The sequence below is a fragment of the Corynebacterium sp. HMSC27B11 genome (assembly GCF_001815985.1).
Taxonomy (GTDB): domain Bacteria; phylum Actinomycetota; class Actinomycetes; order Mycobacteriales; family Mycobacteriaceae; genus Corynebacterium.
On the sequence record NZ_KV823574.1, the window covers coordinates 65,823 to 85,126 of the forward strand.

15 protein-coding genes and 1 tRNA gene are annotated in these 19,304 nt (G+C 66.4%); 12 read left to right on the forward strand and 4 right to left on the reverse strand.

What is annotated here, in order from left to right; translation table 11 throughout:
* The first annotated feature begins 155 nt into the window (after positions 1–155).
* From mfd to HMPREF3097_RS08095, 4 genes are all read left to right on the forward strand, one after another.
* Positions 156–3,905, forward strand: coding sequence for a transcription-repair coupling factor (gene mfd, locus HMPREF3097_RS08080; RefSeq protein ID WP_070761829.1), 3,750 nt, complete (start codon positions 156–158; stop codon positions 3,903–3,905).
* A 47-nt stretch (positions 3,906–3,952) separates the two neighbouring features.
* Entirely contained in the window at positions 3,953–5,473 is a 1,521-nt protein-coding gene (locus HMPREF3097_RS08085; RefSeq protein ID WP_070761830.1) for a MazG nucleotide pyrophosphohydrolase domain-containing protein, read from the forward strand.
* Positions 5,474–5,483: 10 nt separating this feature from the next.
* On the forward strand, positions 5,484–6,167 hold the full coding sequence (locus tag HMPREF3097_RS08090; protein ID WP_070761831.1) for a metal-dependent transcriptional regulator: 684 nt from the start codon (positions 5,484–5,486) through the stop codon (positions 6,165–6,167).
* Positions 6,168–6,318: 151 nt separating this feature from the next.
* On the forward strand, positions 6,319–7,086 hold the full coding sequence (locus HMPREF3097_RS08095) for a lytic transglycosylase domain-containing protein (RefSeq protein ID WP_070761852.1): 768 nt from the start codon (positions 6,319–6,321) through the stop codon (positions 7,084–7,086).
* Between the two features lie 33 nt (positions 7,087–7,119).
* Here the strand turns inward: HMPREF3097_RS08095 and HMPREF3097_RS08100 are convergent, their stop codons facing one another.
* Positions 7,120–7,755 carry an 8-oxoguanine DNA glycosylase OGG fold protein gene (locus tag HMPREF3097_RS08100; protein WP_070761832.1) on the reverse strand — a complete coding sequence of 212 codons (636 nt, stop codon included), beginning with the start codon at positions 7,753–7,755 and terminating at the stop codon, positions 7,120–7,122.
* Positions 7,756–7,953: 198 nt separating this feature from the next.
* Here HMPREF3097_RS08100 and eno point away from each other — a divergent pair, with 198 nt between their 5' ends.
* The 5 genes from eno to HMPREF3097_RS08125 all read left to right on the forward strand — a co-directional run bounded on the left by eno (position 7,954) and on the right by HMPREF3097_RS08125 (position 11,747).
* Entirely contained in the window at positions 7,954–9,231 is a 1,278-nt protein-coding gene (eno, locus tag HMPREF3097_RS08105; protein ID WP_070761833.1) for a phosphopyruvate hydratase, read from the forward strand.
* A 25-nt stretch (positions 9,232–9,256) separates the two neighbouring features.
* Positions 9,257–9,961, forward strand: a complete 705-nt coding sequence (locus HMPREF3097_RS08110; protein ID WP_070761834.1) for an FtsB family cell division protein — start codon at positions 9,257–9,259, stop codon at positions 9,959–9,961.
* 74 nt (positions 9,962–10,035) lie between these two features.
* On the forward strand, positions 10,036–10,635 hold the full coding sequence (locus tag HMPREF3097_RS08115; RefSeq protein WP_070758619.1) for a DUF501 domain-containing protein: 600 nt from the start codon (positions 10,036–10,038) through the stop codon (positions 10,633–10,635).
* 4 nt (positions 10,636–10,639) lie between these two features.
* A complete protein-coding gene (locus HMPREF3097_RS08120; RefSeq protein ID WP_070761835.1) occupies positions 10,640–11,641 on the forward strand; it encodes a Ppx/GppA phosphatase family protein in 1,002 nt (333 codons plus the stop codon).
* Between the two features lie 32 nt (positions 11,642–11,673).
* Positions 11,674–11,747: transfer RNA gene (locus HMPREF3097_RS08125), tRNA-Leu, on the forward strand.
* A gap of 101 nt (positions 11,748–11,848) precedes the next feature.
* On the opposite strand, the gene HMPREF3097_RS08130 is transcribed toward HMPREF3097_RS08125, so the two are convergent.
* Positions 11,849–12,772: a PPK2 family polyphosphate kinase gene (locus HMPREF3097_RS08130; RefSeq protein ID WP_246821340.1), complete on the reverse strand. Its 924-nt coding sequence runs from the start codon at positions 12,770–12,772 to the stop codon at positions 11,849–11,851.
* A gap of 75 nt (positions 12,773–12,847) precedes the next feature.
* Here HMPREF3097_RS08130 and HMPREF3097_RS08135 point away from each other — a divergent pair, with 75 nt between their 5' ends.
* Positions 12,848–13,600 carry an SDR family oxidoreductase gene (locus HMPREF3097_RS08135; protein WP_070761854.1) on the forward strand — a complete coding sequence of 251 codons (753 nt, stop codon included), beginning with the start codon at positions 12,848–12,850 and terminating at the stop codon, positions 13,598–13,600.
* Positions 13,601–13,719: 119 nt separating this feature from the next.
* Here HMPREF3097_RS08135 and HMPREF3097_RS08140 read toward each other — a convergent pair whose 3' ends face one another.
* Entirely contained in the window at positions 13,720–15,318 is a 1,599-nt protein-coding gene (locus tag HMPREF3097_RS08140; protein WP_070761836.1) for a succinic semialdehyde dehydrogenase, read from the reverse strand.
* A 274-nt stretch (positions 15,319–15,592) separates the two neighbouring features.
* On the opposite strand from HMPREF3097_RS08140, the gene HMPREF3097_RS08145 reads away from it, so the two are divergent.
* Both HMPREF3097_RS08145 and HMPREF3097_RS08150 read left to right on the forward strand, forming a co-directional pair.
* Positions 15,593–16,489 carry a Bax inhibitor-1/YccA family protein gene (locus tag HMPREF3097_RS08145; RefSeq protein WP_070761837.1) on the forward strand — a complete coding sequence of 299 codons (897 nt, stop codon included), beginning with the start codon at positions 15,593–15,595 and terminating at the stop codon, positions 16,487–16,489.
* Between the two features lie 210 nt (positions 16,490–16,699).
* Positions 16,700–18,661, forward strand: coding sequence for a BCCT family transporter (locus HMPREF3097_RS08150; protein WP_070761838.1), 1,962 nt, complete (start codon positions 16,700–16,702; stop codon positions 18,659–18,661).
* A gap of 111 nt (positions 18,662–18,772) precedes the next feature.
* On the opposite strand, the gene greA is transcribed toward HMPREF3097_RS08150, so the two are convergent.
* Positions 18,773–19,297 (reverse strand): transcription elongation factor GreA, encoded by a 525-nt coding sequence (gene greA, locus HMPREF3097_RS08155; protein ID WP_070761839.1) that lies wholly within the window; start codon positions 19,295–19,297, stop codon positions 18,773–18,775.
* Positions 19,298–19,304: the final 7 nt, after the last annotated feature.

The window sequence follows — 19,304 nt, forward strand, 5'->3', positions numbered from 1 at the left end:
GCGCTAGCCGTCGATGATCCCGCAGGACGACGCTAACGGCTTAACACCCTACCCCATGCCGCGCGACGGGTGGCAAACCGCCGAAGCGCCAGGGCACAGGGGCTCCGCAGGCCACGGGGTAGGGGTGTCTGCCCCCACGGCTACACTGGGGCGCTATGAGTACCACGGTCCGCCCATCGGCAAGCCAAAATACGTCCGCACCAGGGAATAGGGGGAATGCAGCCCCCGCGCTGTCGGGTGTGCTTCGGGCCGCCGCGCGCGACTCGAAGCTCAAGGGCCTGGTCACCCACATCGGTGCTGCGCAGTTGGCGATCCAAGGCCCGGACGCGGTGTGGCCCTTCGCCGTCGGTACGATCGCCCAGCACGCCCCAGTGCTGGTGATCACCGCGACCGCCCGGCAGGCCGAGGACCTCACCGAGCAGCTCAAGGCCATGCTGGGCGACGAGGTGGAGCTCATGCCCGCCTGGGAGACCCTGCCGCACGAGCGCATCTCCCCGAACGTGGAGACCGTCTCCCAGCGCATGAAGGTGCTCCGCCGCCTGCACCGGCAGACCGCAGGCTCGCTGGGGGAGTCCGAGACCCGGATCCGGGTGGTTGTCGCGCCAGTGCGCACGCTGGTGCAGCCCATCCAGGACAGCCTCGGCGCCGTGACCCCCGTCCACCTCGCCGTCGACCAGGAGGTGGACTTCGAACAGATCCAGCACGAGCTGGTGGAGCGCGGCTACTCCGCGGTGGACGTGGTCGCCAAGCGCGGTCACTTCGCGGTGCGCGGCGGCATTCTCGACGTCTTCCCGGCCACGGGGGAGCTGCCCGTACGCGTGGAATTCTGGGGCGATGAGGTCTCCGACATCCGGCCCTTCAGTGTCGGCGATCAGCGCACCATCCCAGGTGTTGAGCTCGACGAGGTGACCGTCTATCCAGCCCGTGAGCTGCTCATCACCGACTCCGTGGCTACCCGCGCCGGGGAGCTGGCCAAGGAGCACGCCAGCCACGCGGAGCTAGCGGATGTGTACCACAAGATCAGCGAGAAAATTGCCGTGCCCGGCATGGAGGCGCTCATCCCGAGCCTCCACGATGGCGAGCTGAAGCTCCTGCCGGAATTCCTGCCCGATGGCACGCACACCATTGTGCTGGCTCCGGCCGCGGTCGAGCGCCGCGCCGCAGACCTGAAGGAGACCGGCGAGCAGTTCCTCGAGGCCGGCTGGGAGGCCGCGGCCATGGGGGCGGACGCTCCCGCCGATGGCGTGGCCTACGTGTCCGTCGCCGCGGCCCGTCACGCTCAGGCTGCCCTGGAGCGGCCGTGGTGGACGCTGTCCCCGCTCGGCATGCTGGACTCCGATGAGGGCTTCGACGGCGACGCCCTCCTGTTGGACTACGACGCCGCGCCCCAGCCCCGCGGCGAGATGGAAGCCATCGAGAAGATGATGGCCGATATCCGCACCCGCGTGGAATCCGGTGGCAGGGTCGCCTTCGCTGCCCCAACACCCACCGTCGCTGCCCGCATGCTGCGCCGCTTCCACGAGGCGGGCATCGCAGCCGAGGCCGTGGGGGTGGACCTGCGCGGCCAGCGCGGCATCGGCCGTCAGGCCGCGTCCAAGGCAACCCCGGACCAAGAGCCGGCGCCGAAGAAGGTCAGCATCTACCACGCGGTCGCCCACGATGGCCTCGTCTTCCCAATGGCCGGGGGAGAGCAGCCCAGCCTGCTATTCCTCACCGAAACGGACGTCACCGGCAACCGCGTGGAGGCGGCGGCGACCGGCAAACGCAAGCCAGCCAAGCGCCGCAACCGCGTCGATCCGCTGGCCCTGGAGCCCGGCGACCTGGTGGTCCACGATTCCCACGGCATCGGCAAGTTCGTGAAGATGACCGAGCGCACCGTCGGCAAGGGGGCGGACGCCTCCCGCCGCGAGTACCTCGTCCTCGAATACGCACCCAGCAAGCGGGGTGGTCCGGGCGACCAGCTCTACGTCCCCATGGACCAGCTCGACCTGCTGTCCCGCTACGTCGGCGGGGAGAAGCCCGCCCTGTCCAAGATGGGTGGGGCGGACTGGAAGAACACCAAACGCAAGGCCCGCAAGGCCGTCCGGGAAATCGCCGGGGAGCTCGTGCAGCTCTACGCCCAGCGCCAAGCCGCGCCGGGCTACGCCTTCGCCCCGGACAGCCCGTGGCAGCGGGAGATGGAGGAGGCCTTCCCCTTCACGGAGACCGAGGACCAGTTCAACGCCATCGAGGCCGTGAAGTCCGACATGGAAAAGCCGGTGCCGATGGATCGCGTCATCGTGGGCGACGTGGGCTACGGCAAGACGGAGGTCGCGGTGCGCGCCGCCTTCAAGGCCGTTCAGTCGGGCAAACAGGTCGCCGTCCTCGTCCCGACGACGCTGCTCGCGCAGCAGCATATGAAGACCTTCCGGGAGCGGATGCAGGACTTCCCGACCCGCATCGCGGAGCTGAGCCGATTCACCACTCCGTCGGAATCCAAGGAGATCCTTAAGGGCCTGGCGGACGGCACCATCGACATCGTCGTGGGCACCCACCGCCTGCTGCAGACCGGAGTGACCTGGAAGAACCTGGGCCTCATCATCGTCGACGAGGAGCAGCGCTTCGGCGTGGAGCACAAGGAGCACATCAAGTCCCTGCGCACCCACGTGGACGTCCTGACCATGTCTGCTACCCCGATCCCGCGCACGCTGGAGATGTCCATGGCAGGCATTCGCGAGATGTCGACCATCCTTACCCCGCCGCAGGACCGCCACCCCGTGCTTACCTACGTCGGTGCGCAGGAGGATAAGCACGTCGCTGCCGCGATCCGCCGCGAGCTGCTGCGCGACGGTCAGGTGTTCTACATCCACAACCGGGTGAAGTCCATCGAGAAGGCGGCGGAGCACATCCGCACCCTCGTGCCCGAGGCCCGCGTGGTGGTCGCCCACGGCCAGATGAGCGAGGAGCAGCTGGAAACCACCGTGGAGGGCTTCTGGAACCGGGAGTTCGACATCCTGGTGTGCACCACCATCGTGGAGACCGGCCTGGACATCTCGAATGCCAACACCCTGATCGTGGAGAACGCCCACCACATGGGCCTCTCCCAGCTGCACCAGCTGCGCGGGCGCGTGGGCCGATCCCGGGAGCGGGCCTATGCCTACTTCCTCTACCCGAAGGGTGAGGTGCTCACCGAGACCTCCTACGACCGGCTGTCCACCATCGCACAGAACAACGAGCTCGGCGCAGGCATGGCCGTCGCGATGAAGGACCTGGAGATGCGCGGCGCCGGCAACGTCCTTGGGGCCGAGCAGTCCGGGCACATCGCAGGAGTGGGCTTCGACCTCTATGTCCGCCTCGTCGGTGAGGCGGTGGAGGCCTTCCGCGCGATGGCCGACGGCAAGCCGGTAGACGGGCGCGAGGAGGAGAAGAAGGAGATCCGCATTGACCTGCCGGTGGATGCGCACATCCCGGTGACCTACGTGGCCTCCGAGCGACTCCGCCTGGAGGCATACCGCAAGCTCGCCGAGGCGCAGGATGAGGAGCAGATTGAGGAGGTGCTCACCGAGTTCCGGGACCGCTACGGCGAGCCGCCGGCCCAGGTGACCAACCTCGCCGTGTTGTCCCGGCTGCGCTTGATCTGCCGCGACCTGGGGGTCTCGGAGGTCGTGGCGACGGGATCTCGCATCAGCTTCAGCCCCATCGATCTGCAGGACTCCGGCCAGGTGCGGTTGAAGCGCCTGTTCCCGGGGGCGACGTACCGGGCGACCACCAAGGTTGTGGTTATTCCGGCGCCCAAGGAGGGCGCGGGGATGCGGGCGGTCGCGTTGCGGGATGTGCCGCTGGCGCAGTGGTGCGCGAATGCGCTCACCCAGCTGGCTGGGATCCCGGAACGGGACATCAGGGGAGGTAGCGCCCCGACGCGTTAGGCCCTCGGTGCGAAAAGTTTCGAGTCACTAGAGTAAACTTTAGCCCCATGACAGTCGTACTCCTCGATCCTCGATTCCCCTCGATGATTCCCGTCGACGCCGTGACCCTGCTCAGTGGCAAGGTTTCCTATACGGAGGAAGTGCCGATCCGCATCCGCTGGGTCATCGGCGACCTCGGCGGCCACACGGTCTACGAGTCCGACGTTCTCGTCACCACCGATCTGCGAAACGACCTGGTCGTCGAGCGGATCGATGAGGGCGACGAGCTGCTGGCCGCCCCGAGCCTCCTGGTGCACCTCGCTCCGGATCGGGAGATCGGGCCACGGGATTCCGGCGAGCTCGCCGCGGCGCACACGCCCGCGCTACCCTCTGCGGAGGCCATCGGTCAGGCGATGTCTGGAATGGGGGAGCAGGACCCGGCGGAAGCACTGGAGTCTTATCAGCAGTACGCCGATGCCGTGGATGATGCTTATCAGCAGTCCGCGCACCTGTATCACCAGCCGAGTTCCCAGCAGGGGGATGCGGACTACGCCGCCGACGCCGCGGCCTCGGCTGCCTATAGCGGCGAGGGCTTCGTCGAGGGCGAGGTTCTTTCCGCCGACGAGCACACGGCCGCCGTGGCGGGGAGTCGCCGCACCGCGCGCACCGAGGTGCCCGAGTCCGTCATGGACGAGATCGAGGATGCTGTTGCGCTGATGGCTCGCGCACTGCGCCAGGGCAAGTGGGAGCAGTCCATGACCCACGCAGACCTGGTGCCTTTCCTGCGGGAGGAGACCGAGGAGCTGGCGAGCACCATCGAGCTGCGGGATGTTCTCGCCGCCGTGGGCTCCGAAGACCAGGCCGATGGTGATGGCGAGGTCCCGGAGTGGGCCGAGCAGGACCTCTGCGAGGAGCTTTCGGACGTGCTGCTGCAGGTCCTCTTCCACGCGGAGATCGCGAACCGCCGGGGCGCTTTCGACATCGGGCACGTGGCCGGCGCGTTCGTTTCGAAGCTGCGCGACCGCGCACCGTACCTCTTCGAGGAGGTCGAGCGCGCGGTGGGTATTCAGGAGCAAAACGAGCTGTGGCGTGCCGGTAAGCAGGCCCAGGAGCAGCGCAAGCGTGAGGCGCACGGCCCAGCCTTCCGCGATTACTTGGACCGGAAGGCCGAGCTGAAGCAGCAGGCCGCTGAGCAGCAGGCTGATCAATCGCAGCGTGGCCCGCTGGGCGCGCAGGCCACCGCGTCGGCCGGCAACGCTGGCCAGGGGGCTTCGGCGAAGCAGGCCAGCCCGGCGGCTCAGCCAGTACAGGGTGCGCAGGCCACCCAACCGAAGCAGCAGCAGGCAGGGCAGCCTTCTGCAGCCGCGCAGCCAGTTCAGGCAGCCCAGCCGCGCCACACTTCCGCGCTGTCTGCGGCCGATGAGATTATCCGCGAGGCTCGCGAGCGTGGCCTGCGGGACGCGGACATTCCGACCGATATCCGCTACCCGATGGTTGGCCTCGAGCTCGACGAGCCAGGTGGGGCGGAGGATCGCCTGCTCAAGGCGGTTCAGAACTTCCGCCAGCAGCTCGACCGGATGGGACGCTAGAGCTTTCGCCGTGCGCCTTTCCGATCTTCCTTTCCGCTCGCAGGACTACCTCAAAGCGATCTTCGACGTCCAGGAGTGGAGCGGCACCGGAGTGGGGCTGACCCAGCTCGCTGCCAAGGTCGGCCAGCAGAACTCCACCGCCTCCGAGGCCGTGAAGCGGCTGGCGGCCCAGGGGCTGGTCAATCACCGCCCCTACGCACCCATCACCCTGACGGACTTGGGTCATGAGCTCGCGATTCAGATGGTGCGCCGCCACCGGCTGATCGAAACCTATCTCTGCCGCGAGCTGGGCTATTCCCTCGACGAGGTTCATGATGAGGCCGAGGAGCTCGAGCACGCCGTCAGCGAGAAGTTCCTCGCCCGCATCGACGAGCTGATGGGTTACCCGGACCGGGACCCGCACGGCGACCCGATCCCGAACGCGGCGGGTCAGCTCCCCGAAACCGAGTCCTTTCCCCTTACCGAGGCGGCCGTCGGCGACGTGCTGTGCGTGGAGCGGGTCTCCGACTCCGACCCTGACCTGCTCCGTCACCTGGAAAGCAGCGGCGTGACCCCCGGGGTTCACATTCGCGTCGACCCCCGGCCTTTCGAAGCGCTCGCCGAATTCAGTATCGTGTCCGGTACGCGATCCGGTTCGGTGGTGTCCCTGCCCGCCGCGCAGTTATCCGCGGTTCGGTGCATCCGTCCCGCGTAGCCCACCGCCACCGGTATCATTCTTTGCCTATGCCCAAACCACGCCGCAAGGGCGCTACTCAGCGCGCCAGCGGGAAGGAAGTCCTGTGAATCACAACCGCTACGAGCCCGCGGCCTCGATCCCACGCCGTCGCCGCTCCGGGTGCGCTGTGATGGGCTGCGGCGTCGTCGTGGTCGCCCTGCTGAGCATCATCGCCCTGGTGGGTTTTCTGGTGGCCGCCTTCACCGGAAACTCGCCGATCAAGGCCAATCGCCTTCCCATTCCGGACGACGTACCGCCCGCCGCGGCAGCTCCTGCGCCGAATATTGATATCCATCAGCCGGGACGCACAGCCAACCAGCTGGCCCGTTGGGCTCGTGGTCAGGTGTCGGAGACGAACATTCCCTACCAGGCCCTGATCGCCTACGGGAATGCGGAGAACATCGCCCGCCAGACCCGCCCGGAGTGCGGGCTGCGCTGGAATACCCTTGCTGGCCTGGGCTTCGTGGAAACCAAGCACGGCTCCTACGCCGGCTGGACCCTGCGCGGCACGAAGCTCAATGATCAGGGAACCGCGGATCCGAAGATCTTCGGTCCCCAGCTCAATGGGGAGAAGTTCGCCCGCATCGAGGACACGGACGGCGGCAAGCTCGACGGAGATAAGGAATTCGACCGAGCCATGGGGCCGATGCAGTTCATCCCCGAGACCTGGAAGCACTACGGCGTGGACGCCAACGGCGACGGGGTGGCGGATCCGCAGAACATCGACGACGCGGCCGCCGCGGCTGCCCGCCTGCTCTGTGACTTCGGCCGCGACTTGAGCACCCCGGAGGGGTGGACGCAGGCGATCCGCTCCTATAACCAGTCGGATCAGTACGTCCGCGATGTGCGCGACGCCGCGGCGAATTACGCACTGGGCCAGTCCGCCAGCATCATGTAGCGCGCTGTAACGGACTGGCCCCAAGGGTGCGGTTTAGCGCACCGATTCGCGCATAGCCCACTCGACGGCGTCGAGGGGCAGCTCCGGGTCGACGCTGTCGCGAGCCTCGTGCACCGTGGCGAGGTAGGTGCCGTAGTCCGCGGCGGACCAGTCGGAATCCTTCTCCAGGCCCGCGATCTTCGCGCGGTTGGAGCAGATCACCAGCGGCTTATCCTCACCTGCAGCCTGCGGACCGGCAAGGAAGTAGGCGATATAGGAGGCGAACTTCTCCGGCAGGCCGATCTTCGTCAGCGCCTCGTACTGTGCTGCTGGCTCCTTGGACTCCAGGGTCGGGATCGTCTTGAGCAGGCTGGCGGCCTTGGCCTTGTTGCGCAGGAACTGCTGCAACGGCAGCACCGCCTGGGACTGGCCCGCCCCGTAAGCGAAGGCAGCACCGATGAAGTCGATGACCCGATCCCGGTCGTAGCCGGAACCAACGGCGTCCGCCGCGAAGCTAAACACTTCCGCGCGCGTAATGGAGGCGGTGGCGTCGTCCCGGAAGGGTGGGACATGGCGCAGGTGGAACGGCCAGCCGGACTTCCAGCGGCGAGGGGAGAAGGTGACCGAGTCGTTCATGACCTTCTCGGTGGTGGGGGACACTTTATTTACAGCATCAACGATCTGATTCATGGCCCCATTGTGGCAGAACTTGGCTCGGGGGCGAGGCGTGTGGGTCGATCGGAGGTCGAATGGTGGGCGCATGGCAAAATAGAGGTGGCTAGAATAGTTCCTGGCTTTCGGGCTCGGGGCCGGTGCGATGGCGCCCGGCCCAGCCCGTCCACGCCAGTGGTCAAAGCAACGTCGAATGTGCCTAGGAGGCAGACACAGATGGCCGGAATCCTTAACGTCAGCGCGCTGGAGATCATGGACTCCCGCGGTAACCCCACCGTCGAGGTCGAGGTCATCCTCGACGACGGTTCGATGGGCCGTGCCGCCGTGCCTTCGGGCGCGTCCACCGGTGTCCACGAGGCGCACGAGCTGCGCGACGGCGGCGATCGCTACCTGGGCAAGGGTGTTGCCAAGGCTGTCGAGTTCGTCAACACCGAGATCGACGACGCCCTGGCTGGCCTGGAGGCTGACGACCAGCGCCTTATCGACCAGACCCTGCTGGAGCTCGACGGCACCGAGAACAAGTCCCGTCTGGGCGCCAACGCCCTGCTCGGCGTGTCCATGGCCGTCGCCCACGCCGCCGCTGACTCCGCTGGCCTGGAGCTCTTCCGCTACGTCGGTGGCCCGAACGGCCACGTCCTGCCGGTGCCGATGATGAACATCCTCAACGGTGGCGCGCACGCGGACTCCGGCGTGGACGTCCAGGAGTTCATGATCGCCCCGATCGGCGCGGAGACCTTCGCCGAGGCACTGCAGGTCGGCGCCGAGGTCTACCACAGCCTCAAGGCCGTCATTAAGGCCAAGGGCCTGTCCACCGGCCTGGGTGACGAGGGCGGCTTCGCCCCATCCGTCGAGTCCACCAAGGCAGCCCTGGACCTCATCGTCGAGGCCATCGAGAAGGCCGGCTACACCCTGGGCGCGGACGTCGCCCTGGCCCTGGACGTCGCCTCCTCCGAGTTCTACGAAGACGGCGTGTACAACTTCGAGGGCGGCAAGCACAGCTCCGCCGAGATGGTTGAGGTCTACGCCGACTTGGTCGAGCAGTACCCGATCGTCTCCATCGAGGACCCGCTGGACGAGGACGACTGGGAGGGCTACGTCACCCTCACCGAGAAGCTCGGCGACAAGATCCAGATCGTGGGCGACGACCTGTTCGTCACCAACCCGTCCCGACTGCAGGAGGGCATCGACCGCGGCGCGGCCAACGCTCTGCTGGTCAAGGTGAACCAGATCGGTACCCTCTCCGAGACCTTCGACGCCGTGGAGCTGGCACACCGCAACGGTTACCGCACCATGATGTCCCACCGCTCCGGCGAGACCGAGGACACCACCATCGCCGACCTGGCCGTCGCCCTGAACTGCGGCCAGATCAAGACCGGTGCCCCGGCCCGCTCCGAGCGCGTTGCGAAGTACAACCAGCTGCTCCGCATCGAGCGCTACCTGGAGAGCGCAGCAGTCTACGCGGGTCGCTCCGCTTTTCCCCGCTTCAAGAACTAGGGCGAGCGGACTAGAATAGCCCGTTATGACCCACCCCTCCCGCGATAACTCGCCCCGCCCCGCTGGCAGTGACCAGCGCGGTGGGGCGAGCGCGGATTCAGCGGGCCAGCGCCTGCCACAGGCGCGCTCCATGGAGCGCAATCAGGCCCGTCGCCGTCGGATGCGGCAGGCACCCAAGCGCGTGGCACGCCGCTTCGTCGCCCTGCCGTCCCGAATGAGCCCCGTTGCCGCGATCGTCGTGATCCTGGTGGTCGGTCTGATGGCCCTGTCCCTAGCCACCCCGCTGCGCAACTACTACGAGCAGCGCACGGAGCTGGCCCAGCTGCAGAGCACCATCGAGGAGCAGGAACGCCACAAGGCGGAGCTCCAGGCGGAGCTCAACCGCTTCGAGAATGAGGACTACCTCAAGGAGCAGGCGCGCATCCGCCTCGGCGTGATCGAGCCCGGCGAGTCCGCCTACCGCATCATCTCGCCGAAGATCACCGGCGCGGCGGGGGAGGACGCCCCTGGGGCGGGGAAGAGCCCGTCGGAGCAGGAGTACGAGAACAGCCCGTGGTTTAAGAAGCTGTGGGACTCCGTGGCCGTCGAACCTGGGGAGGAAGCTCCGGGCGATGCCGGTAGCGCTCCCGCCGGGCAGGGCGAGGACCAGGACACCGGCGGCAACCCCGAGGGTGGCGAACAGCCAAGCGGCGATATGAAACTTCCGATTCTGCCCGAAGATCAGCCATAATCGCCGGAGTCGGCACGCCCCGCGGAAGAGCTTGGAAGAACCCAAGCCCGCGGGCTTTTTCAAGAGGAGAATGAATGACGGTCAGTCGTGAAGACCTGGACATCATGGCCGCCCAGCTCGGCCGAGAGCCACGCGGTGCGGTGGAGGTCAGCTACCGAACCCCGGACGGCCAGCCAGCCGTCGTGAAGACCCACCCCAGGCTGCCGGACGGCACCCCGTTCCCGACGCTGTACTACCTCACCGACCCCCGACTGACCGCAGAGGCCAGCCGCCTGGAGGTCGCCGGCGTCATGAAGACAATGCAGGAACGCCTCGGTGAGGACGAGGAGCTGCAGCGGGACTACCAGGCTGCCCACGAGCACTACCTGGCCACGCGCAACGCGATGGAGGACCTCGGCACTGAGTTCTCGGGCGGGGGCATGCCCGATCGGGTGAAGTGCCTGCACGTCCTCATGGCCTACGCGCTGGCCGAGGGGCCGGAGCGCCTCCGGCTGGGGACCGAGACCGTGGCGCTGGCCGTGGAGCACGACCCGAGCCTGTCCGGCACCGCGATCCCGGCCGATTGGCCGACCTCCGAGGAGCTGGGGATCTCCCTGGTCCAAGCCACCACCGTGGAGGGCGCGGAGAACACCGGCATGTTCCTGCCCGAGCGCGAACGAGACCAGAGGAGCTAGACACATGGCCCAGGCCGACGCCCCACGTCGCTTCGCCGCGATCGACTGCGGCACGAACTCCATCCGCCTGCTCATCTCCGAGCGGGCGGCCGACGGGACGCTGACGGAGCTCAACCGCGATAACATCATCGTCCGGCTCGGCCAGGGTGTGGACGCCACGGGCGGTTTCGCACCAGAGGCCCTCCAGCGTGTCGACGACGCCCTGGCCACCTACGCCCAGCGCATGGTGGATCACAACGTCGAGGACGTGATGATGGGGGCGACGAGCGCGACCCGCGATGCGAAGAACCGCGATGAGTTCTTCGCCATCACCGCCCGCCACCTGGGGCGTATCGTCGACGGCCGCCAGGCTGAGGTCATCAGCGGCGAGCAGGAGGCGGAGCTGAGCTTCGCCGGAGCCGTCGCTGACCTGCCGTCCGGAACCCCGGAGCGCATCTGCGTCGTCGACTTGGGTGGCGGCTCCACCGAGTTCGTCGTCCATGACGTCGACGCCGACGGCGCCGTCGCGGACACCGGTACTGTCGAGGCCTACTCCGCGAATATGGGCTGCGTGCGGCTCACCGAGCGCTACCTGCACAGCAATCCGCCGACCGCGGAGGAAATCGCAGCGGCCGAGGACTTCGTCGCCGCGCAGCTCCGCGAGGTGGAGGAGAACGTCGACCTCACCGGCGTGACACGCCTGGTGGGTGTGGCCGGGACCATGACCACCCTCAGCGCGATCACCCAGCGGCTGGATAGCTACCAGCCGGAGAAGATCCACTTGAGTCGCCTGCCGCTGCGCACGTTCCGGGATACCGCCATCGACTTGCGGGATAAGACCGTCGACCAGCGACTCGAGTGCGGTCCCATGCACCCCGGCCGCGCGGACGTCGTCGGAGGTGGCGCGGTGGTCATCGACGCGGTCGCCAGCCGCTTCCTGGCCCTGGGAGTCGAGGAGATCACGATCAGTGAGAAAGACATCCTCGATGGTATGTTGGCAAAAGTTATGCGCCGAAACGGCGCTTAGAATCCGCGCGCGCTAGCGCGCGCGGACCTTATGCCCCCATAGCCCAATTGGCAGAGGCAGCGGACTTAAAATCCGCCCAGTGTCGGTTCGAACCCGACTGGGGGTACGAAAAAGCCAGGCCGGAGAGCGTTTCTCCCGCCTGGCTTCGCTAGTAGCGTTCGCTATTGCAGCCGGTGGCTGAGCACCGCCGCCTAGCTGTTCTTCCGCCTAGCTGTTCTTCGCTGCCTTCTCGTCTTCCTTGGCAGCCTTCTCCTCGGCCTTGACGGCGGCCTTCTCGACCTTCTTCAGCTGCTTCTCGAGGTTGAAGTCGACCTCTGGCCACTCCAGCTTCATGTTTCGCAGCTCGTTGAGCAGCAGGTAGCGCACGACCAGGCGGGCGTAGTCCTGCTTATCACTAGGCACGATGTACCACGGGGCGACATCGTTCGTCTTCTCAATGGCACGGGCATAAGCCTCTTGGTATTCATCCCACTTCTTCTGCACGCCGAGGTCGCTGGGGGAGTAGCGCCAGCGCTGCGCCGGGTTGCGGAGGCGGGAGAGGAAGCTCTTGGTCTGGAACTGCGGGGAAATGTGTAGGAGAACCTTGATGACACGGGTGCCGTCGGCCTCGAGCTTCTTCTCGAAGCGACGGATGGCGTCGTAGCGGCGGTCGATTTCCTCGACGTCGCTGAGCCCCTCCACGCGGGAGACCAGGACGTCTTCGTAGTAGGAGCGGTCGAAGATCGCGATCTCGCCGTTGCCCGGCAGCTCGTGGCGGATGCGGGACAGGAAGTCGCGGTTGTCGGTATCGTCGATCGACTCGACCGGTTCTGCGAAGGTGGCGACGTTCACGCCCTGCGGGGACACGGCCTGCAGGATCGCGTTGGTGGCACCGCTCTTACCGGAGGCGTCCACGCCCTGCAGGATGATGAGGATGCTGCCGACCTGCTCGTCGCTGGCACCGTTTGCGTAGAGCTTGGCCTGCTCGGCGCGCAGTTCCTCGGCGATCTTCTTATAGGCCTTGTTGACCCGCTTCTCGAACTTCTCGCCTTTGCCCCTCACCCCCGGGGTTTCGCGAGGGTTGAATGACTTGAGGTCGATGTTGCCCTTGGGCGCGCGCAGCCCGAGAGCGTTGTTCATTCCAAAGCTCATAACCCCAAGTTTAGCGGCTTCGGAGGCTTTGCTCAGCTCGACGGGGATGGTGCTGCTCGCAGGGTGCTCACTAGCATGGTGAGCATGGATAACGCAGCTTTGAATCAGGACCATTCCACCTCCGGCAACAGCGGCAATCGGCCGCTTGCGCTGATCACGGGTGCGTCCCGCGGCATTGGCCGGGCGATCGCGAATGACCTTGCCCGCGATCACCGGCTCATCCTGTGCTGCTCCTCGGAGGCATCCGCGCACAGCCTGCGGGAGGATTTTCCGGACGCCCAGGTGGTCGCTGTGGACCTGTCCGATCCGGCGGCGTTGGCGGAGGTTTTTTCTTCCGACGTCGCCCCGCAGCGTCTCGACCTGCTGGTGCACTCCGCGGGCGTGACGGGGCATGCTCCCATCGCCGAGGCACCGCTTCAGATGTGGCGGGAGGTGCTCGACGTCAACGTCATCGCCGTGGCCGAGCTGACGCGGTTGCTGCTCCCGGCGCTGCGTGAGGCGCGAGGCATGGTGATCGCCATCAACTCCGGGGCGGGGCACAACTCCGGCCCTGGCTATGGGCCCTATGCGGCCTCGAAGTTCGCTCTCAAGGCGATCATGGATGCCCTGCGCGAGGAGGAGCGGGGGAGGGTTCGGGTCAGCTCCGTGCACCCCGGGAAGGTCGATTCGGATATGCAGCGCGAGCTGCAAGCCCAGGCGGGCAACGATAGCTACGACCCGGGTGTCTACGTCCGCGCCGAAGACATCGCCGCCGCGGTGCGGCTGGCCGCCGAGATGGGGCCTGAGGCCTGCCTGGAGACCGTGAGCGTGCGACCGGTCGTGAAATAAGGGCGCGGCACCGCCGCTGAGTACGCCGCGAGCGCCTCTTCGCGGAGCCAGCGTTCCAGCAAGAAGCCCTCCCCGGCGAAGAATCCGTCGGGGAGGGCTGGCGCGCGTGTGCGGCGTACTTAGGGCAGCATGCGCAGCTTCTTGCCTGCCAGCAGTGCGGTGCTCATGATGCGCGCGTAGGCCTTGGCCCCCAGGCTCTCAGGACCGCGCATGGACATCCACCGCTGCTCGGTGATGTTCTGGCTATCGGTGTACTTCAGCAGCCCGGCCGCGCCGTGGCGGCCACCCATGCCAGAGTCCTTCATGCCGCCACTGGTGTTGTCGATGGCCGACCATGCGGCGGTGTAGCCGTCGTTGATGGAGACGGAACCGGCCCGGATCTGTGGGGCGATGCGGTGCCCCGTCTCGGGGCTGGCGAAGACGGAGGCGTTGAGTCCGTAGACGGTGTCGTTGGCGGCGTTGACCGCAGCCACCAAGTCGTCGACAACCTCGACGAAGACGACCGGACCGAAGACCTCCTCGGTGCGCAGCTTCGCGTCGGCGGGGACATCCGCGAGAACCGTGGGCTCGTAGAAGTAGGGGCCCAGGTCCGGGCGAGCCTTGCCGCCGGCGAGAACGCGGGCACCCTTGGCCACCGCGTCGTCCACGTAGCTGGTGACCGTATCCAGCTGCTGTTGGGAGGCCAGCGAACCCATCGCCACCTCCCAGTCGAAGCCGGGGCCGAGGGTCATGGCGCGCACGGCGTCGGCGAACTTGGCGCTGAACTCCTCGTACACCGGTCGCTCGACGTACACCCGCTCGATGGAGACGCACAGCTGGCCAGAGTTGGAGTAGCAGGCATCCACGACGCCGCGGACCGTGTAATCCATCTTCGCGTCCGCCGCGACGATCAGCGGGTTCTTGCCACCCAGCTCCGCGGAGAAACCGATCAGGCGGGAGCCCGCGGTGGCCCCGAGGATCTTGCCGGTGGCGGTAGACCCGGTGAACATCAGGAAGTCACACGTATTGGCGATCTCGCTGCCCACGACCCGGCCGGAGCCGGTGACCAGCTGGACGAGGTCGCGTGGCAGGCCGGCCTCGAAGAGCAGGCCGAATACCAGCAGGGAGGTAAACGGGGTCGCGGAGTCCGGCTTCGCGACCACCGCATTGCCCGCGATGAGTGCAGGCAGGGCGTCGGAGATGCCCAGGGTCAGCGGGTAGTTCCATGGGGAAATCTGGCCGACCACGCCCACGGGCTGGAAGTGCTGGCGGGACTTGGCGAGCACCGGAACCGCGGAGCGGCGGCGCTTCGGGCTCAGGATCTTCTCCGCATTATTGGCGTAGTAGCGGGAGTTATTCGCCACGTCCATGACCTCGTCGAATGCGGAGGCGCGGTTCTTACCGGTCTCCAGCTGCACCATGTCCATCAGCAGCTCGCGGTTCTTCAGGACGGCGTCGTGGAAACGCAGGAGGATGGCCTTGCGCTCCGAGAAGGGAACGTGAGCCCAGGAGCGCTGCGCTTGACGGGCGGCGTCGACGGCCCGGTGGACGTCCTCCTCATCGCCGGAACCGACCCAACCGAGGTGCTCCGCGGTGAAGGAGACCTCGACGTCGATCGTCTTCTCGGGCTTGGAACCATCGGCGGGCAGTTTGTTCGCGGACAGCCCGCGCAGCGCCTCCTGGAAGTCTGCGGGGAGTGCGTCGAGGGACAGTCGCTTGGGGAATCGCAAAGCAGTCATGGGTGGAAATATACCTTTGCCGAGGAATCTATGAGGTGGGTTGAGAAAGAAAATCCGCAGCGTTGGGAACTAAAAGTCCGTCACATGCGTTGGTACATTGTGAAGTAGGAACTTTTAACCGCCTACCAGCTTCGTGGCGCGCCCCGGCAGTGCTGGGAAATCGCGCGTGGCATGTGTCCCGGTCTCCGATCGGGTCGTGTAGACGCACCAGTTGGGTGTGCACATGGCGGCAAGAACAAGTTTTGACGAAGAAATCGAAAGTTGAGGCTTTCAGGTGCAGAAATCTAATCCATTCATGGCCGAACTGACCGGCCAGAACCGCCAGGGCCAGCAGCCGCAGGGCTATGGGCAGCCGGGCTACGGCCAGCAGGGCGACGGCTACGGCCAGTTCGCCACCAGCGCCCGTGGTGCCGCTGCCACGGCGACCTACCAGGACGGGCTGCAGGATGCCGCGAATTACGGCCAGGCCGGCTCTGCCGACCGCCCGATTACCGTGGACGACGTGGTGGCGAAGACCGGCATCACGCTGGCCGTCATCGTCGTGCTGGCTGCGGCGAACTACTTCATCTTCGGCGCGAACCCGGCAACGGGCTCGATCCTCACCGTGGTCGGCGCCATCGGTGGCCTCATCACCGTGCTGGTCTCCGCCTTTGCGAAGAAGTACGGCTCCCCAGTGGTCACCCTGCTCTACGCAGGCTTCGAGGGCCTGTTCGTCGGTGGCTTTAGCTACATGCTCACCGGCATGGCGGTGGGTGACACCAACGCTGGCGCCATGATCAGCCAGGCGATCCTGGGAACCATCGGTGTGTTCGCCGGCATGCTCTTCGTCTACAAGACGGGTGCGATCCGCGTGACCCCGAAGTTCACGAAGTTCATGGTCGCCGCGCTGATCGGTGTGCTGGTTCTGGCGCTGGGCAGCATGATCATTGGCCTGTTCACCGGCGGTGCTGGTCCGCTGCGCGACGGCTCCCCGCTGTCCTGGATCTTCTCCCTGCTGTGCATCGGCCTCGCTGCGCTGAGCTTCCTGCAGGACTTCGACGCCGCCGACCGCCTCGTCCGCGCCGGTGCGCCGTCCAAGATGGCCTGGGGCGTGGCCCTCGGCCTGGCCGTGACCCTGGTCTGGCTGTACACCGAGATCCTGCGCCTGCTGTCCTACATCAATAGGGACTAGCGGCAGCCGCGCTCGGCCGGGGCGCGCGATACGAACCGGCCCGAGAACACTCGCCCTTGGGGGAAACCCAAGGGCTTTTCTCATGGGCATGGACGGTGCCGGTTTCGTGGAGCCGCGCTCGCGTGTCTTCAGACCTTGATAGCGTGATCAGGTCAACGAAAGTAAAACAGCTGGGCGCCTAAGCACTGACCCAGCTAGCAAGGAGCGCCGATGAGTCTCGGCGGAAAACCCCGTCCCAGCAAGCCCCAGCCCGCGGCCGAACTACTCAAGGCCGGTAAAAGTTCCCAAGTCGGCTTGTATCCGCACGACCTGCACCCCGGGCTAGTCCCGGGCTTAAGCGTCGAGGATCAGAACAAGAACTTCGCGCTGGACCGCGTCGTCTTCTTTGTTACAGCTGCCTTCATCGTGGCCTTCATCGCCTGGGGTATCGCCTCCCCAGAATCGGTGTCCACGGCCTCGGCGGCCGCCTACGACTGGGCGATGAATAACGCCGCGTGGCTGCTCAACCTCGTGATGAGCTTGGGCATCATCGTCATGCTCTACTTGGCATTCTCCCGGTACGGCCAGATCCCGTTGGGCCGGGACGACGAGGAGCCAGAGTTCTCCCGATACTCGTGGATCGCGATGATGTTCGGCGCGGGCATCGGCGTGGGCGTGTTCTTCTTCGGCCCCTCCGAGCCCCTGGCGTACTACCTCTCGCCGCCGCCGGAAACCGTGGCCGCGGAAACCCCCGCCGCCCTGCACCAGGCGCTGGCCCAGTCCCACTTCCACTGGGGGCTATCCATCTGGGGGCTCTATGCATTGGTGGGCGGGGCACTGGCCTATTCCACCTACCGCCGTGGGCGCCCTTCTCTGCTGAGCTCCGTCTTCCGGCCCCTGCTGGGAACCCAGCCGAATGAGGGGATCGCGGGTCGAGTAATCGACATGATGGCGATCGTCGCCACCCTCTTCGGCACCGCCGCCACCCTCGGTCTATCCGCCCTGCAGATCGCCCAAGGTGTGGAGATCATCTCCGGGGCAGGCCCGCTGGCCAACAACGCGGTTATCGCCATCATTGGCGTGCTCGGCGTTGCCTTCGTCGTCAGCGCCGTGTCTGGCGTGGCCCGTGGCATCCGCTACCTGTCGAATATCAACATCACGCTGACGCTGCTGCTCGTCGCCTTCGTATTCATCTTCGGCCCGAGCCTCTTCCTGCTGAACTTGGTGCCATCCGGGGTTGCGACCTATATCGATCAGCTGCTGCCGATGATGGGCAAGTCCCTGTCCTGGGGTCAGGAGACCCTCGAGTTCCAGGGCGCGTGGACGGCCTTCTACTGGGCCTGGTGGATCGCCTGGACCCCATTCGTCGGCATGTTCATCGCCCGCATCTCCCGGGGCCGCACCATCCGGGAGTTCGCGCTGGCAACGATCGCCGGACCGACCGCCATCCTGGTCCTAGCCTTCACCATCTTTGGTGGCGCCTCCATCACGTTCAGCCGGGAAGGCCGAGAGATGTTCGACGGCTCCGCGAATTCCGAGCAGGTTCTCTTCGCTCTCTTCGACCAGCTGCCCCTGAACACGATCACCCCGTTCCTGCTGATCGCGGTTCTTACGATCTTCTTCGTGACGTCCGCGGACTCGGCGTCCGTGGTGATGGGAACCATGTCCTCCCAGGGCAACCCCGCGCCGAACAAGTTGGTCGTGGTGTTCTGGGGTGCGTGCATGATGGGTATCGCCACGGTGATGCTGCTGGCCGGCGGGGAAACCGCGCTGACGGCGCTGCAGAACCTCACGATCCTCATCGCACTGCCGTTCTCGATCGTTCTGTTGGTGATGACCGTGGCCTTCCTCAAGGACCTGCGCACCGACCCGGCGGCGATCCGTAAGGACTACGCCAGCACCGCGGTGGAAAATGCGGTGGTCCGGGGTCTGGAGGAGCACGGCGATGACTTCGAGTTCACCGTCGCCTCCGCGCCGGAGGGCAGGGGAGCGGGCGCCCACTTCGACTCCTCGTCCGAAAACGTCACCGACTGGTACCAGCGCGTGGATGAGGAGGGCGAAGAGATCGCCTACGACCACGAGACCAAGCGGTGGGCGGACCAGGAGGACAGCACCTCGGATGAGCCGACTGATTCCGTAAGTTCCGCGTCACCTGCCGTCGATGAGAACTCGGCGGAACAGCCGGAGCGTTAAGGCCTCAGCTGCCGGCGGTAGGTCCGGCAAAACATAAAGAAACCCTCGGCCCTGGAAATCCCAGGGCCGAGGGTTTCTCGCTGCCACAGTGGGGGCAGCGCCGCGTCAGCACTACTTCTGCATCGCGCGCGGAATATCCAGATCTGGGTTATACGGCTCGGCCTCCACGAGGGTGACGCGCACCGTGTCGCCGGTCGGGGTCTCGTACTCGCGGGTCTCGCCGACCTTCGCACCAACCAGGGCGGCGCCCAGCGGGGCGTCGGTGGAGTAGGTCTCCAGCTCCGGGTTGGAGGATTCCAGGCCGCGGGTACCGATCAGGAAGGTCTCCTTGTCCTCCTCATCGTCGTCGTAGTAGACGTGCACGACGGTGCCGACCAGCGCGACGCCGGACTCCTGCGGAGCCTCACCGATGGTGGCGTTGTCCAGCAGCTCCTCGAGGTAGGCGATGCGGGCCTCCTCCTGGCCCTGCTGCTCGCGGGCTGCGTGGTAGCCACCGTTCTCCTTGAGGTCACCCTCCTCGCGGCGCTCATTGATCTCGGCGGCCAGGGCCGGGCGGTTCTCCTTCAGGGCGAACAGTTCCGCGTTGAGTCGGTCGTAGGATTCTTGGGTGAGCCAGGTGGTCTGATTGTCTGCCATCTGTGCC

Excerpts from the sequence above, each read along its gene's own strand:
- HMPREF3097_RS08140 (WP_070761836.1), bottom strand. The coding sequence starts at position 15,318 with ATGACTGCTTTGCGATTCCCCAAGCGACTGTCCCTCGACGCACTCCCC.
- HMPREF3097_RS08150 (WP_070761838.1), top strand. The coding sequence starts at position 16,700 with ATGAGTCTCGGCGGAAAACCCCGTCCCAGCAAGCCCCAGCCCGCGGCC.
- HMPREF3097_RS08130 (WP_246821340.1), bottom strand. The coding sequence starts at position 12,772 with ATGAGCTTTGGAATGAACAACGCTCTCGGGCTGCGCGCGCCCAAGGGC.
- mfd (WP_070761829.1), top strand. The coding sequence starts at position 156 with ATGAGTACCACGGTCCGCCCATCGGCAAGCCAAAATACGTCCGCACCA.
- HMPREF3097_RS08095 (WP_070761852.1), top strand. The coding sequence starts at position 6,319 with ATGGGCTGCGGCGTCGTCGTGGTCGCCCTGCTGAGCATCATCGCCCTG.
- greA (WP_070761839.1), bottom strand. The coding sequence starts at position 19,297 with ATGGCAGACAATCAGACCACCTGGCTCACCCAAGAATCCTACGACCGA.
- HMPREF3097_RS08115 (WP_070758619.1), top strand. The coding sequence starts at position 10,036 with ATGACGGTCAGTCGTGAAGACCTGGACATCATGGCCGCCCAGCTCGGC.
- HMPREF3097_RS08120 (WP_070761835.1), top strand. The coding sequence starts at position 10,640 with ATGGCCCAGGCCGACGCCCCACGTCGCTTCGCCGCGATCGACTGCGGC.
- HMPREF3097_RS08085 (WP_070761830.1), top strand. The coding sequence starts at position 3,953 with ATGACAGTCGTACTCCTCGATCCTCGATTCCCCTCGATGATTCCCGTC.
- HMPREF3097_RS08135 (WP_070761854.1), top strand. The coding sequence starts at position 12,848 with ATGGTGAGCATGGATAACGCAGCTTTGAATCAGGACCATTCCACCTCC.
- HMPREF3097_RS08100 (WP_070761832.1), bottom strand. The coding sequence starts at position 7,755 with ATGAATCAGATCGTTGATGCTGTAAATAAAGTGTCCCCCACCACCGAG.
- eno (WP_070761833.1), top strand. The coding sequence starts at position 7,954 with ATGGCCGGAATCCTTAACGTCAGCGCGCTGGAGATCATGGACTCCCGC.
- HMPREF3097_RS08110 (WP_070761834.1), top strand. The coding sequence starts at position 9,257 with ATGACCCACCCCTCCCGCGATAACTCGCCCCGCCCCGCTGGCAGTGAC.